The organism is Cellulomonas sp. P1_C4 (genome assembly GCF_056406355.1).
The window spans coordinates 65,470-80,059 of the sequence record NZ_JBFUAI010000010.1 but is presented as its reverse complement, the minus strand read 5'-3'; the positions used below and the strand labels follow the sequence as shown (position 1 = coordinate 80,059).

Here is a 14,590-nt window from a genome sequence, read left to right as displayed (position 1 = left end):
GAGGGGCGACCACCGTTGACATCGGTGGAAGTTCTCACTCTCGACGGCCGTACAACGGCACGGAGGTTCCCCAAGATGGCAAACCGGTCCCTGCGCGGCATGCGCATCGGGTCCCACAGCATGGAGACCGAGGACGGCGTTGAGTTCGCCCCCCGGCTCCAGGCTCACTACGACTGCCCCAACGGGCACACCATCATCCTGCCGTTCTCGGTCGAGGCCGACGTTCCGGTGGTGTGGGAGTGCCGGTGCGGCGAGGAGGCGCTCCTGCGTGACGCGTCCAAGCCCGAGGTGAAGGCCGGCAAGCCGCCGCGCACCCACTGGGACATGCTGCTCGAGCGCCGCACGGTCGGCGAGCTCCAGGAGCTGCTCGACGAGCGCCTGGACCTGCTCCGCTCGGGCAAGCTGCGCCGCAGCGCGTAAGGGCTCTCAGCCCCTAGTACGACGACGGAACGCTCCCGCCACACGGCGGGAGCGTTCTGCTATCCCCCACCGGGTCACGCTGATCAGGGCCTCGACGACGATGGCGCGGCTCATCTTCGAGTGGCCCAGCTCGCGCTCGACGAAGGTGATGGGCACCTCGACCACGCGGGCGCCCGACTTCACGGCGCGCCAGGCCATGTCGACCTGGAAGCAGTAGCCCTGCGAGGCGATGTCGCCGCGCGTCAGCTTCTCCAGCAGCTCCGCGCGGTACGCGCGGAAGCCGCCGGTCGCGTCCTTGAGCGGGATGCCGAGGACCAGCCGGGTGTACGTGTTCGCCCCGCGGGACAGGACGTGGCGGCTGAACGGCCAGTTCACGACGCTGCCGCCCGGGACCCAGCGCGAACCCAGCACGAGGTCGGCGTCGGCGATCCGGTCCAGCAGCAGCGGAAGGTCCTGCGCCCGGTGCGAGCCGTCCGCATCCATCTCGACGACGACGTCGTAGCCGCGCTGCAGCGCCCAGCCGAAGCCCGCGACGTAGGCCGTCCCGAGGCCCAGCTTGCCCGCCCGGTGCAGGACGTGGATGCGGCGGCTGCCGTCGTCGTCGGCCTCGCGCTCGGCGATCTTCTCCGCGAGCTCCCCGGTGCCGTCGGGCGAGCCGTCGTCGACCACGAGGACGTCGGCCTCCGGCACGTGCGTGCGCAGGCGCGCGAGCGCACCGGGCAGGTTCTCGCGCTCGTCGTACGTGGGGACGACCACCAGCACGCGCTGCGGGGCCTCGGTCATGCGGCTGTCTCGTTCCGGTCGGCGCGACGTATGCGGCGTGCGCCGGCCACACCGGCGAGCACCACGCACACCGCGAGGGCGTCGATGATCCATGCGGGCCACGCGCCCAGCCTCGTCGCGGGCGTCAGCGAGTCGCGCAGAGGAAGGGTAGCCACCATCTGTTCGGCGGTGAAGAGACCCGACTGCTGGCTGACCACGCCGTTGGGCTCGATGACCGCGCTGACCCCGACCGTGGAGATCTGCACCGTCGCGCGGCCGTGCTCGATCGCGCGGATGCGGGACATCGCGAGCTGCTGGGTGGACTCGTCGGACACGCCGAACGAGGCGTTGTTGGTCTGCACGACGAGCACCTCTCCACCGGCGCGCACTGTCTCGCGCACGATGTCGTCGTAGGCGACCTCGAAGCAGATGACGTCGCCGATGCCCACGGTCCGCCCGAGCCGCTCCGAGTCGAGCGGGATGTACCCGGGCTTGTCGCCGGGGATCATGTCGCGCGTCACCAGGTCCACGGCGGACGAGAAGTGCCGGACGAACGAGCGGATGGGGATGTACTCCGCAAACGGCGCCGGGTGCTGCTTGGTGTACGTGGCGGTGATGCCGACGCCCGGCTCCCAGAGCACCGCGGTGTTGTACCGGCCGCCGCTCGGCGGGTACTGGACCGTCCCGACCAGCATGGGCGCGTCGACGGCCTGGGCGGCGCCGTCGATGAGGCCGGCGGCCTTCTGGTCCACCTGCGGGTCGATGTCCGTGCCGTTCTCCGGCCACAGGACCACGTCGAGGTCGCCGGGCTCCACCTGGTCGAGCAGCGCCAGCGTGCCCTCCACGTGGTTGTCCAGCACGGCCTCGCGCTGCCCGAACGCGTCGAGGCCGGTGCCGGGGACGTTGCCCTGCACGGCGCCCACCTCGAGCGAGCCGTTCTCCGCCTGCGTGTCGAGCGGGACGAGGAGCCCCACGAGCAGGACGGCCGCCACGACGGCCAGGGACGCCACCACACGACCGACGCGCAGGCGGCGGGCGGCCAGCAGGACCTGGGCGAGCAGCACGCCGATGACGACGACGGCAGCGGTCAGGAGGGGCGCGCCGCCGAGCGAGGCCAGCGCCGCGAGCGGCGAGTCCGCCTGCGAGAACGCCAGGCGCCCCCACGGGAACCCGCCGAACGGCCACGCCGCGGCCAGCTCCTCGGTCGCGACGAAGAGGATCGTGAAGACGACGACCTGCAGGCCGGCGCTGCGCCACACGGCGTTGCCGCGCCGCGCCCAGGCCCACGCGGCGCCGAGCAGGGCGAAGTAGAGAGCCTCGAGGGTGCTGAGCGCGATCCAGGGCACCTGGCCGACGGCGTCGTTGGCCCAGGTGATCAGGGGGCCGACGAACGACAGTCCCCAAAGCAGGCCGACGAGGGCGTTCCAGCGCGCGCTGTCGCGTCGCAGTGCCAGGAAGAGGAGGGCCACGCCGACGAAGGCCGCGCCCCACCATCCCGGTGCGGGGAACGCGAGACGGGTGAGCACGCCACCCGCGACGGCGAGGACGAGAGTCCACCAGCGGGCGGGTTCACGGGCGGGCACCCCAGGAGGGTACGACAGCCGGCTGTGCTCCGACCGACCGGCCCGCGTGTCCTTCGTACCGGTCGGCGTGCAGGCGCACGGACCGTTGTCTACTGAACACGCGGGCCCGGTCGGAGCCCTACCCCCTACCGCGTTCCCCAGGCCCGACGTCGTCGTGGGCATGTCGCCGCGGTGGATCTCCTGAGGAACCTACCGAGATCCAGAGAGGTGTCAAGGCGGCGTCGGCGCAGGTGAGAGCCGTACCCGCAGGTCACCCGCGCACCATCGGTCCTGTCTGTACCGTTCGGCTCGGCGTGTCGTCGCGCGTGTCGTCAGATCCGCTCGAAGGGGACGGTTCCGGTCGACGCCGCGCGCCGCAGGATTCACCCGCTCGGCTGATCGGCTGGGGTGGCGGCTCAGAACGTGTCGTGCAAGACGACCCCGCCGCGGACCGTGCGCAGGCACGTCGGCGGGGTCGCGTCCGGCGACATGTCGGGCAGGAGCGGGATCCCGGCGCGCGCGTCGGTGCTCCACGAGGAGAACCGTCCCTCGGCCGCCTGGACGGTCAGGTGCTCGGCGCGCCACACGGCGAGGTGGGCCGGGGATCCCACGCGCAGCTCGCCGGCGCCCGTGTGGTCGAGCCCGGCGACCCGCCAGCCGCCGCKGGTGGACGCGCGGAAGGCCGCCCGGGCCGAGATCCGCTGGTCCGCGGCGTGGTGCTGCACCGCGGCGCGCACGCCGGCCCAGGGGTCGACGGCGGTGACGGGTGAGTCGGAGCCGAACGCGAGCGGGACGCCGGCGGCCGCCAGGTCCGCGAACGGGTTCAGCGCCGCCGCCCGACCGGCGCCGAGGCGGGTGGCGTACATGCCGTCGGGACCGCCCCACGCCGCGTCGAAGGCCGGCTGCATGCTGAGCCGCACACCCAGGAGCACCAGGGCGGCGAGCGTCGGGGCGTCGACCATCTCGGCGTGCTCGAGGCGGTGGCCCATGCGCGCGATGGCGTCGGGCCCCTCCACGTCCACGGCGGCGCGCAGGCCGAGCAGCAGCTCGTCCATCGCGCGGTCGCCGATGACGTGGAAGCCCGCCTGGACGCCCGCACGCGTCACGGCCGTGAGGTGGTTGCAGATCTGCTCGGCGGTCAGGTAGAGCACGCCCTGGTCGCCGGGGGCGTCGGTGTACGGCGCCCGCACGGCGGCCGTGTGCGATCCCAGCGAGCCGTCGATGTTGAGGTCGCCGCCGATCCCGGTGAGGCCCGGGAGGGCCGCGAGGATCTCGCGGGCGTCGTCGACCGTGACGCACACCTCCCCGCGGTAGGCGACGAGGTGCGGCAGCCCGTCGCGCGGGTCTGCCGTCAGCTCGAGCAGCTCGACCAGGCCGGCGCGGGTGTCGATCGAGGGGGCGCTGTGCTCGTGCACGGAGACGACCCCGCGCGCCGCGGCATGYTCGAGCGCCCGGCGGTACAACGCGGTCCGCCGTTCCGGGGAGACGGCACGGGCGGCGTCGCGTGCGGCGTGGTGCGCGTCCCGCTCGACGCGCCCGTCGAAGCTCCAGCCCGGGAGCAGGTCCAGGCCGGCATCGCGGGACAAGGCGCTGGAGACGACGGCCGAGTGCACGTCCACCCGGGCGAGGTAGACGGGTGCGCCGCCCGCGGCGGCGTCGAGCTCCTCGCGGGTGGGCGGGCGGCCCTCCGGCCAGCGCAGCTCGTCCCAGCCGAAGCCGAGCACCGGCGAGCCCGCGGGGGTCGTCGCAGCGGCCCGGTGCACGGCGTCCAGCGCATCCGCGAGCGAGTGCACGCCGCCCTCGGGCGACAGGTCGACGCTCTCTAGCGCGAGGCCCGTCTCGAGCACGTGGACGTGGGCGTCGACGAAACCCGGGGCGACCAGCGCGCCGTCGAGGTCGATGACCTCGTCCGCGCGGGACACCATGCCGTCCGCCGTGTCGTCGGCGCCGAGCCAGACGACCGTGCCGTCCTCGACGAGCAGGGCTTCGGCGAACGGGTCGGCGGACGTGTGGACAGCGCCGTGGCGATAGAGGGTCGAGCTCACATCGGCACACGATAGGGCAGGTCAGACCGCTCCACCCGAGCGCGCGACCCGGCTACACCGACGAGTACGCCACGACGCCGTGCCGGAGCGCCTCGACGGCCTGCCGCGCGGTGTCCCGGACGCGCTGGTGCGGCGCCGCCTGGGACACCTGGTCGAGCACGTCGATGACCTGCTTGCACCAGCGCACGAAGTCGCCGGCGGACAGCTCGCTGCCCTTGAGCACGGCGTCGAGGCTCCGGCCCGCGGCCCACCGGTGCACCGCCTCGACCAGCCCGGCGTCGAGCGGCTGGATGGTCTCGACCTTGTGCGCTGTCTCGAGGTCGTCGAGCTCCGACCACGCCCGCACCGTGGCGTCGAGGGCGACGCCGAGCCGGCTGTTCGGGCCGCCGGGGATGCGCGGCTCGCCCTGGTCGTCGCGACGCGAGCGGTACACGAGCGTGGAGACCGCCGCGGCCAGGCCGGGCGCGTCGAGCTCGTCGAACACGCCGCGCCGCAGGCACTCGGCGAGGAGCAGGTCGTTCTCGGCGTAGATCCGGCGCAGCCAGCGCCCGTCGTCGGTCACCTGGAGCGTGCCGCGGCCGGCGTCGTCGGAGGTCTGCGCGAGGTAGCCCAGGCGTTGCAGCACGTCGCAGATGCGGTCGAACACCGCCGCGATCGACCCCGTCCGACCAGCGATCCGGGCGACGAGGGCGTCGTGCTCCGCCGCCAGCCGCGCCCAGCGCTCCGCCCAGCGGGCGTGCTCCTCGCGGTCCGGGCAGCTGTGACAGGGGTGGGCGCGCAGGCGGCGGCGCAGCGCGGCGATCTCGGCGTCGTCGGCCGCCGCGCGCTGCCCGCCCTTGGGCCGGTCCTTGCGGGTGGGTCCCTTGTCGGCGCCGACGGAGGACCGCAGGGAGGCGGCGAGATCCCGGCGCGCCGCCGGAACCCGCGCGGTGAAGCCCTTGGGCACGCGGAGGAACCCGACCGTGCGCACGCCGGTGCCGACGTCGGCGACCGTGAGCTTGCGCACCTGACGGTCGACGGTGAGCACGGTGGGGCGCGGACCGTCGAAGCCTCCGTCGCCGCCGGGGTCGATCACGACAGCATGACCCGACCGGCGGCCCACCGGGATCTCGAGGATGTCGCCGACGCGCAGGCCCTCCAGCGTGCGCGCCACCTCGGCCCGGCGCGCCTGCGCCTCGGCCCGGGTCAGGTCCTTCTCGCGCGCGGTGATCTCGCGCCGCAGCGCCGCGTACTCCGCGAAGTCCCCCTGGTGGCAGACCATCGCGCGCGCATACCCCTCCAGGGCCTCTGCGTGCCCCTGTGCCTGCCGCGCGAGGCCGACCACGCCCCGGTCGGCCTGGAACTGCGCGAAGGACGTCTCGAGGACCTCACGCGCCCGGTCGCGGCCCACCTGCGCCACGAGGTTGACCGCCATGTTGTAGGTGGGTCGGAAGCTCGAGCGCAGCGGGTAGAGGCGCTTGGACGCCAGGCCGGCCAGCTGCACCGGATCGAGGCCGGGGTGGGCGACGACGACGGCGTGCCCCTCCGTGTCGATGCCGCGGCGCCCCGCTCGGCCGGTCAGCTGGGTGTACTCCCCCGGCGTGACGTCGACGTGGTTGGAGCCGTCCCACTTGACCAGCTTCTCCATGACGACGGACCGCGCCGGCATGTTGATGCCGAGCGCGAGCGTCTCCGTGGCGAACACGACCTTGACCAGTCCTCGGGAGAACAGGTCCTCGACGGTCTCCTTGAACAGCGGCAGCATCCCCGCGTGGTGCGCGGCCACCCCGCGGGACAGCGCGTCGGCGAACTCCCAGTAGCCGAGCACGTCGAGGTCCTCGGGCGGCACCGCGGCGCAGCGCTCCTCGACGATGCGGCGGATCTCGCTCTGCTCCGCCGGCGTCGTCAGCCGGACGCCGGCCGCGAGGCACTGCTGGACGGCACCCTGGCAGCCCGCGCGGGAGAAGATGAACACGATCGCCGGCAGCAGACCGTCCCGGTCGAGGGCGTCGACGACGGCGAACCGCGGCGTCGGCCGGCCGCCGCCGGGGCGACCTCCACCACCCGGTCGTGGGCGCCCGCCCCGGTCGCGCGGACCGCGGCGCGGCTGTCCGACCTCCTCGCGGTTGCTCCGGCGCAGCAAGTGCGTGAGGTCCGGRTTGATGGGCGGGTCGACGCCGGGGTCGGTGGGGTCCACGTGACCGGCGTACAGGTCGAGGAGGTCCCCGCGTACCAGGACGTGCTGGCCCAGCGGGACCGGCCGGTGCTCGCTCACGACCACCGTCGTGTCGCCGCGCACGGTCGCCAGCCAGTCGCCGAACTCCTCCGCGTTGGACACGGTGGCGGACAGGGAGACCAGCTGGACGTCGTCGGTGAGGTGGATGATCACCTCTTCCCAGACGGGCCCGCGGAACCGGTCCGCGAGGTAGTGCACCTCGTCCATGACGACGAACCCGAGCCCCTGGAGGGTCGGCGAGCCCGCGTAGAGCATGTTGCGGAGCACCTCGGTGGTCATGACGACGACGGGTGCCTCGCCGTTGATCGTCGTGTCGCCGGTGAGCAGGCCGACTCGCTCGGGACCGTAGCGGCGGACGAGGTCCGAGTACTTCTGGTTGGACAGCGCCTTGATGGGCGTCGTGTAGAACGCCTTGCGGCCCGACGTGAGCGCGAGGTGGACCGCGAACTCCCCGACGACCGTCTTGCCCGCGCCGGTCGGGGCGGCGACGAGGACGCCGCTGCCGCGCTCGAGCGCCTGGCACGCGTCGACCTGGAACTCGTCGAGCGGGAAGCCCAGCAGCTCCCGGAACTGGCCGAGCTCGCTGCGGTCGACCTCGGCCCGGCGGCGGGCGGCGGCGAACCGCTCGGCCGGTGAGGGCTCCGCCTGCGACGACGACGGGGACGGCGGGCCTGTCTTGCGGGAGCGGGACACCACAGGCACACCCTAGGCACACGCCGTGCGCAGTGGCCCGTGCGCCGCGCTCAGCAGAGGACTGACAGCGCCCCGGGGTCGACGGTCACGCGCAGCGGCAGCGGGCCGATGCGCTCGCCGTCGGCGAAGGCAGCGGGCGGGAGTGCGCCGAGGTGGGTGAGGGGCTCGATGAGCACCGACCGGCTGCGCATGACCTCGACCGCCGGGTGGCCCACGTGCCGGCCCCGGTAGATGCCGGGGAAGATCTTCACGACGCCCGGCTTGCTGAACGGGCCGGCGACGACGACGTCGAGCAGCCCGTCGTCGACCACGGCGTCGGGAGCGATCTTGAGCCCGCCACCGATCCAGGGGACGTTGGCGACGGCGACGAGGGTGCCGGCCGACTCCCACACCGCGTCGTCCAGCGTCACCCGGTACCCGTACGGCCGGAACCGGCCCAGCTCCGCGGCGAGCGCCCGGACGTAGCGGCCCGACCCCTTGGGCCAGGTCATCGTGTTGGCGCGCGCGTTGATCGCGGCGTCGAACCCGCAGGACAGCACGCCGAGGTACCACTCGTGCGCCGCGTGCTCCGGCGACCCCACGCGCACGGCGTCGATGCGGCGGGGCCCGTCCAGGAGACCGTGCTCGATCGCGGCCACCGACGCCTCGACGTCCCCGCGCGGCAGCGCGAGCGTGCGGGCGATGTCGTTGCCGGTGCCCGCGGCGACGATGCCCAGCGGCAGGCCGGTGCCGGCCACCACGTTGACGCCGAGGTGCACCATGCCGTCGCCGCCGACGACGACGAGGGCGTCGAGGCCCTGCACCGCGGCCGCCCGCGCGCGGTCGGTGGCCTGCGCGAGCGTCGCGGCCGACAGGTCCTCGACCTTGTGCCCGCGCGCCCGCAGGAGCTCGTGCGCCCGCCGGCCCGCCTGCGTGCCGCGTCCCTTGCCGGCGGTCGGGTTGACGACCACGCCGAGGTGGATCACGCGGCCGCTCCCGCGCCGCCGGGCTCGTCGTCCATCGTCCCGTCGAGGCGCGGGAGGCCCGCGGCGACGCGGCGCCGGTCCACGCGGCGGTCGTGGAGCACGCAGATGCCGAGCGCCACGAAGTACAGGCCGCAGATGGGCAGGGCCACCGCGAGCATCGTCATCGCGTCGGGCGTCGGCGTCATCACGGCCGCGAACACGAACGCGATCATGACGGCCCACCGCCAGCCCTTGCGCCACGTGGCGGCCGTGCCGATGCCGGCGAAGTTGAGGGCGACCATGACGACGGGCAGCAGGAAGGCGAGGCCGAACGCCAGCATGAGCCGCATGACGAAGCCGAGGTAGGTCTGCGCGTCGATGAGGTTGGTGGCCCCCGTCGGCGTGAACTCGGTGAGGAGCTTGACCGCGTTGGGCAGCGCCCACCACGCCACGAACGCACCCGCCAGGAACAGCGGCACGGCCACACCGAGGAAGCCGAACGCGTACACGCGCTCCTTGTGGTTCAGACCGGGCGTGACGAACGCCCAGAACTGGTAGAGCCACCAGGGACTCGAGATGATCACGCCGAGGAAGAACGAGATCTTCACGCGCATGTCGAACGACGTGGCGATGCCGGAGAAGTTCAGCGCGATGAGGCTGTCGCGCTCCTCCGCGACCCGCACGAGCGGCTGCTGCAGCGCGGTGAAGACGGGGTCGTAGAGGAACCAGCCGATCACGGCCCCGATGACGACGCCGATGGCGGCGAGGAAGAGACGGCGGCGAAGCTCGACCAGATGTGCTCGCAGCGGCATCCGGCCGCCGGGTTCACCCCCGCGGCGGGCGTTCACGTGCGGTTCAGACCTTCGGCGGGGTGGTGCCCTCGGACGGCGCCTCGACGGGCCGGACGGGGGTGACGTACTGCGGCTCCACGGGAGCCGGGACGACGGGCGGTGTCACACCTGCGGGCGGCGGCACAGCCGCTGCGGGCGGGACGGGTGTCGTGGCCGGGGCGTCGTCGGACTTCAGGTCCTGGACCTCGCTCTTGAAGATCTTCATCGACTGGCCCACGCTCTTGGCCAGGTCGGGCAGCCGCTTCGCGCCGAACAGCAGGACGACCACGAGCAGCACGATGATCACGTGCCATGCGCTCAGGTTTCGGAACACGTCGGATCCTCCGTCGGTATGTCGATGACCGAGTGATACTACCCGCGCCACCTGGGGATGGGGCGAGAGCCGGTCAGCGCCAGTACGCGGCCCAGCGCTTGCGGGTGGCGGTCCGCCGCTCCTCACGCTCGGCGCGCCGCCCCGCGGCCGCGGCCCGCAGCTCGGCCAGCCGGTCGCGCAGCGGCTCGGGGTCGGCGAAGAGCGTCGGTCCCGTGTCGACGGCCCCCCGCGCCGCCTGCAGCTCGTCGACCCGGTCGGCCAGCTGCGCGGCGACGTCCGCGGCCCGCGACAGCTCGCGGCCCAGCGCGACGCCCGACCGCCACAGGCGCCGCCCGAGGAAGAACGCGCCGGCCAGCGTCGCCAGCACCAGAACCGTCCAGATCGAGAACCACAGCACGGTCAGCCCACCTCCCCGTACGCCCGCAGTGCCGCCCGAGCGGCCGCCGCGACCTCCTGCGCCACGCGAGCCGGGCGCACCTCGATCACGTCGTCCGCGACCTGCAGCACCAGGTGCCGCAACCACGCGTGCTGCACCACCCGGACGTCGACCTCGAACGAGCCGTCCTCGAGGTTGCGGACGGCGTCGACCGGCGTCGTCTCGGCCACCCAGCGCGCCCGGCTGGTGAGGTGGAGGGTCACCAGCTCACCCTCGGCGCTGGGCGAGAACACGTCGGCCCCGGCGCGCACCTGGTGGTCCACGCTCGGCGTGTCGAGCACGTCCGCGTGGAGCACGCGGTCCACCCGGAACAGCCGCTCGCCGTCGACCAGCAGGCACCAGGCGAGCAGGTAGGAGCGCTCGTCGTCGGTGACCAGCCGGATCGGGTCGACGTCGCGCTCGGTGGTGACGTCGGACGCGTTGACGTACCGCAGGTGGAGCCGGCGCCCGTGGCGCAGCGCCGTCGCCACCGCCGCGGCGACCTCGGGTGCGGCGTCGACGGCGAGCTGGACGTCCACGGCCGCGGCCGCGTCGCCCGTGGCCGCGCTGAGCTTGGCCAGTGCCGACCGCAGGACGGCGGCGTTCTCGGGCTCCAGCGCGTCCCCGAGGGCGGAGTCGATCGCGCGCAGGGCGGCGACGAGCACGACGGCCTCGCGGGCACCGAGCCGCAGCGGCCGCGTCATCCCCCGCGACTCCGTCAGCCGGACCACACCCTGCTCGTAGGAGGCCGCGTCGAAGTCGATGAGGTCGTGCGGGTAGTACCCGGGGGTACCGGTGACCCAGAGCGTGTCGATGTCGTCCATCACCTGCCGGGTGCTCACGTCGAACTGCGACCCGATCGCCTCCACCGAGACCTCGTCGTGGCGGTCCAGGTACGTGATCATGCCGAGCAGGCGCAGGAGCCTGTCGCTCGCGCGCTCAGCCATCGGTCGGCACCTCCTGGTCGAGCGTCGCCGCCGTGCGCAGCAGGTGCAGCACCGAGTCGCGCAGCCCCGCCGGGGCAAGCACGACGACGGCGTCGCCGTAGCCGACCAGCTCCTCCGCGAGCTCCCACTCGGMGCGGAACAGCACGTGCACGACGTCGCGGCCGGGGACTTCCGGCACGTCGGCCGGCGCCGGCACCGCGCGCGCCCGGGCCGCGCTCGCGCGCTCCGGGAGGATGGCCAGCGTCGCGATGCGCTCCGGCCCGCTCCCCCAGCTCTGCAGCGCCTCCGCCAGCTCCTCGGCCGTCGGTGCCGTGAACGAGCCGGGCTCACCGACCGTCCGCACCACGCCCTCCAACCGGCTCAACCGGAAGGATCGGCTGGCGCCCCGGTCCCGGTCGCGGCCCACGAGCACCCAGCCGCCGCGCCGCGCCAGCAGCTTCCACGGCTCGACGGTGCGCTCCCGCACCTCGCCCGTGGTCGCGGCGCGGTACGTGAACCGGACGGCCTGCCGCGCCTGGACGGCGTCGACCAGCGGCCCGAACGCACCGCCGCCCGCCCGGACGCGCGGCGCGAGCCCGGCGACCAGGTCGGTCGACTCGGGGGCGTCGCCGACCGCGCGGAGCTTGGTCAGGGCGCGCGTGGTGTCCGCGCGGACGGACTGGTCCTGCCACACCTGCGCCGCCATGGCGAGCACCCCGAGCTCGGCCGCGGTGAGGTCCAGCGGCGGCAGGGCGTAGGCGTCCAGGTCGACCCGGTAGCCGATGTCGTCGCCGTGGCCCGCGTCGGTGACGGTGAGGATCGGGATGCCGAGGTCGCGCAGCGTGTCCTTGTCGCGCTCGAACATCCGCTCGAAGGCGTCGTCCGAGGGTGCCTCCTGGTACCCGGCGACGCTGGTGCGCACCTGCTCCTTGGTCATCCGCCCGGCGGTGTTGACCAGGGCGATGACGAGGTTGAGCAGGCGTTCGGCGGGGGCGATCTGGGCGGCCATCGGGGACCACCGTAGTGGCCGGTAGCGTGGGCGTGTGATCACGTGGCGTGCGGGTGTCGTGGTGTCGCTCGGGTCCACGTGGCCGGGTGCGGCCGAGGTCACGGTCGAGCTCGAGGCTCCCGTGGGCACCGCGACGGCCGGCGACACGGTCCGCGCCCTGGCGTTCCCCGCCCTCGTCGGCAGCCCCGAGATCGGTGACCGCGTGCTGCTCAACGTCTCGGCGCTGGCCCGCGGGCTGGGCACCGGGGGCTACGCGCTGGTCATCGCCCTGCCGGACCGCCCGCCGGTCGACCCGCCCGACGGGCCGGGTCACCTGGTCAAGGCCCGTTACACGCCCCTGCAGGCCATGGTCCTGGGGGTCGACGACCAGGAGTCACCCCACCACGAGCTCCTGCGCGAGGCCGACGACCTCCGCGGCCTGCCCGTGGTGGTCGCCGACCTGCACTCGGCCCTGCCGGCGATCGTGGCCGGCGCACGGTTCGCCGCCTCGCGGGCGGGCCGCACGCCGCCGCGGGTCGCCTACGTGATGACCGACGGAGGGGCGCTGCCAGCCTGGTTCTCCCGCACGATCGCGGGACTGCGGTCCGCGGGATGGATCGAGGCCTGCGTCACCACCGGTCAGGCGTTCGGCGGCGACCTCGAGGCGGTCACCGTGCACACGGGCATGCTCGCCGCGAGGCACGTCGTCGGCGCCGACCTCGTCGTCGTCGCCCAGGGTCCCGGCAACCTCGGCACGGGGACGCGATGGGGTTTCTCCGGGGTCGCGGCGGGCGAGGCGGTCAACGCGACCGCGGTGCTCGGTGGGCGACCGGTCGCGTCGCTGCGCGTGTCCGGCGCGGACGCGCGGGAGCGGCACCTCGGGGTGTCGCACCATTCGCTCACGGCCTACGGCCGCGTGGCTCTCGCGCCCGCCGACGTCGTCGTGCCGGTCCTCGACGGCGACCTCGGACGGCGGGTCCGCGAGCAGGCGGCGACGCTCGGCGCCCGGCACCGGCTGGTCGAGGTGGCCGCCGGGGACGAGCTGCTCGCGGCGCTCGCGGACACCCCGGTCCGGCTCTCGACCATGGGCCGCGGCCTGGACCAGGACCCCGCGGCATTCCTCGCCGCGGCCGCCGCGGGAGTGCACGCCGCCGGTCTCTAGTCGTCCCGCTGCGTCGTCGTGTGCATCGCGACGAGCGTCGCCAGGCGGCGGGCCTCGGAGTCGGCGAACGGTCCGTCTGCCCGCTGGATGGCCATGACCGCGAGCGTGTCGCCGTCGGACAGGTCGAGCTGCACCCAGGGCCGCCCGGACCCGAACCGCACGGACACGATCTCGGCCCACTCGAGGCGACGCGTGAAGACGAGGTTCCGGACGGTGAGGCCGTCGTCGTCGACGCGGGCGACCACCGACGCCTGGCGCCACAGGAACCAGGCGATGAGGCCCCCGACGATCGCGAACCCGAGCCGGTCGCCGGCCGTGAGGATCGGCAGCGCCAGCATGATCGCGATGGTGAGGGCGATCACGACGACCGCCATGACCAGGGTGACGACGCGGGCGAACCGCGGCCGGAACGGTGCCGTGAGGTCGTCCACGGCTGAACCGCTCAGAGTCGGCACGCGTGGATCGACGTCACGAGGATCGCGCGCGCACCGATGTCGTACAGGGAGTCCATCACCCGGTTGGTCTGGTCGCGACGGACCATCGCCCGCACGGCAGCCCAGTCGCGGTTGTGCAGCGGCGACACCGTCGGCGACTCGAGGCCGGGCGTGATCGCGACGGCCCGATCCACCAGGTCCAGCGGCACGTCGTAGTCCATGAGCACGTACTCGCGGGCCGTGAGCACGCCCTGCAGCCGCCGCGTCAGCACGTCGAGGCCGGCGGGCTCGGCGCCGTCGGAACGGCGCACCAGCACGGCCTCGGAGCGCAGGATCGGGTCGGCGAAGATCTCCAGCCCGGCCGCGCGCAGCGTGGTGCCCGTCTCGACGACGTCCGCGATCACGTCGGCGACGCCGAGCTTGATCGCCGACTCGACCGCACCGTCCAGGCGCACGACGCCCGACGGGTGGATGCCGAGGGACTTCAGGTACGACCCGACCAGCACGGGGTATGACGTCGCGACCCGGCGACCGCCCACCTGCGCGACGTCGCTCCACTCCCCCGCCGTGCCGGCGAACCGGAACGTCGAGCGCGCGAACCCGAGGGGCAGGTGCTCCACGGCCTCGGACTCCGAGTCGAGCATCAGGTCGCGGCCGGTGATGCCGACGTCGACCGTGCCCGCCCCCACGTACACGGCGATGTCGCGCGGGCGCAGGAAGAAGAACTCGACGTCGTTGTCCGGGTCGGGCAGCACGAGCTCGCGGGAGTCGCGACGCTGGCGGTACCCGGCCTCCTTGAGCATCTCGACGGCGGGCTCGGACAGGGAGCCCTTGTTCGGGACGGCGATCCTCAGCACGGT

The 14,590-nt window shown here is 73.9% G+C and carries 14 protein-coding genes; 2 read left to right on the top strand and 12 right to left on the bottom strand.

Translation table 11 applies throughout. From position 1 onward, the window contains the following. The first annotated feature begins 75 nt into the window (after positions 1-75). Positions 76-420 carry an RNA polymerase-binding protein RbpA gene (locus tag AC1DYZ_RS09645; RefSeq protein WP_055914529.1) on the top strand — a complete coding sequence of 115 codons (345 nt, stop codon included), beginning with the start codon at positions 76-78 and terminating at the stop codon, positions 418-420. Between the two features lie 6 nt (positions 421-426). Here AC1DYZ_RS09645 and AC1DYZ_RS09640 read toward each other — a convergent pair whose 3' ends face one another. The 10 genes from AC1DYZ_RS09640 to AC1DYZ_RS09595 form a co-directional block, all read right to left on the bottom strand. Continuing rightward, positions 427-1,203: a polyprenol monophosphomannose synthase gene (locus AC1DYZ_RS09640; protein ID WP_477064984.1), complete on the bottom strand. Its 777-nt coding sequence runs from the start codon at positions 1,201-1,203 to the stop codon at positions 427-429. Then, positions 1,200-2,765: an apolipoprotein N-acyltransferase gene (gene lnt / locus AC1DYZ_RS09635; RefSeq protein ID WP_477064983.1), complete on the bottom strand. Its 1,566-nt coding sequence runs from the start codon at positions 2,763-2,765 to the stop codon at positions 1,200-1,202. The genes AC1DYZ_RS09640 and lnt overlap by 4 nt, the downstream gene beginning before the upstream one ends. 395 nt (positions 2,766-3,160) lie before the next feature. Next, positions 3,161-4,789 (bottom strand): amidohydrolase, encoded by a 1,629-nt coding sequence (locus AC1DYZ_RS09630; RefSeq protein ID WP_477064982.1) that lies wholly within the window; start codon positions 4,787-4,789, stop codon positions 3,161-3,163. Positions 4,790-4,841: 52 nt separating this feature from the next. Continuing rightward, positions 4,842-7,700, bottom strand: coding sequence for a DEAD/DEAH box helicase (locus AC1DYZ_RS09625; protein WP_477064981.1), 2,859 nt, complete (start codon positions 7,698-7,700; stop codon positions 4,842-4,844). A gap of 47 nt (positions 7,701-7,747) precedes the next feature. Continuing rightward, positions 7,748-8,662 (bottom strand): diacylglycerol/lipid kinase family protein, encoded by a 915-nt coding sequence (locus tag AC1DYZ_RS09620; RefSeq protein WP_477064980.1) that lies wholly within the window; start codon positions 8,660-8,662, stop codon positions 7,748-7,750. Beyond that, positions 8,659-9,453 (bottom strand): twin-arginine translocase subunit TatC, encoded by a 795-nt coding sequence (gene tatC, locus AC1DYZ_RS09615; protein WP_477064979.1) that lies wholly within the window; start codon positions 9,451-9,453, stop codon positions 8,659-8,661. The genes AC1DYZ_RS09620 and tatC overlap by 4 nt, the downstream gene beginning before the upstream one ends. A gap of 43 nt (positions 9,454-9,496) precedes the next feature. Further along, a complete protein-coding gene (tatA, locus tag AC1DYZ_RS09610) occupies positions 9,497-9,805 on the bottom strand; it encodes a Sec-independent protein translocase subunit TatA (protein WP_477064978.1) in 309 nt (102 codons plus the stop codon). 73 nt (positions 9,806-9,878) lie between these two features. Continuing rightward, positions 9,879-10,202, bottom strand: a complete 324-nt coding sequence (locus tag AC1DYZ_RS09605) for a hypothetical protein (RefSeq protein ID WP_477064977.1) — start codon at positions 10,200-10,202, stop codon at positions 9,879-9,881. Positions 10,203-10,204: 2 nt separating this feature from the next. Next, positions 10,205-11,167 carry a helix-turn-helix transcriptional regulator gene (locus AC1DYZ_RS09600; protein WP_477064976.1) on the bottom strand — a complete coding sequence of 321 codons (963 nt, stop codon included), beginning with the start codon at positions 11,165-11,167 and terminating at the stop codon, positions 10,205-10,207. Then, positions 11,160-12,155 (bottom strand): helix-turn-helix transcriptional regulator, encoded by a 996-nt coding sequence (locus AC1DYZ_RS09595; RefSeq protein ID WP_477064975.1) that lies wholly within the window; start codon positions 12,153-12,155, stop codon positions 11,160-11,162. Before AC1DYZ_RS09595 ends, AC1DYZ_RS09600 begins: the two co-directional genes overlap by 8 nt. A gap of 34 nt (positions 12,156-12,189) precedes the next feature. Here AC1DYZ_RS09595 and AC1DYZ_RS09590 point away from each other — a divergent pair, with 34 nt between their 5' ends. Beyond that, positions 12,190-13,296 carry a DUF3866 family protein gene (locus tag AC1DYZ_RS09590; protein ID WP_477064974.1) on the top strand — a complete coding sequence of 369 codons (1,107 nt, stop codon included), beginning with the start codon at positions 12,190-12,192 and terminating at the stop codon, positions 13,294-13,296. Here AC1DYZ_RS09590 and AC1DYZ_RS09585 read toward each other — a convergent pair. Together AC1DYZ_RS09585 and hisG are read right to left on the bottom strand one after the other, a co-directional pair. Then, positions 13,293-13,727: a PH domain-containing protein gene (locus tag AC1DYZ_RS09585; RefSeq protein ID WP_477064973.1), complete on the bottom strand. Its 435-nt coding sequence runs from the start codon at positions 13,725-13,727 to the stop codon at positions 13,293-13,295. The two genes, AC1DYZ_RS09590 and AC1DYZ_RS09585, sit on opposite strands and share 4 nt — an antisense overlap. Positions 13,728-13,738: 11 nt before the next feature. Beyond that, a complete protein-coding gene (gene hisG / locus AC1DYZ_RS09580) occupies positions 13,739-14,587 on the bottom strand; it encodes an ATP phosphoribosyltransferase (protein ID WP_477064972.1) in 849 nt (282 codons plus the stop codon). Positions 14,588-14,590: the final 3 nt, after the last annotated feature.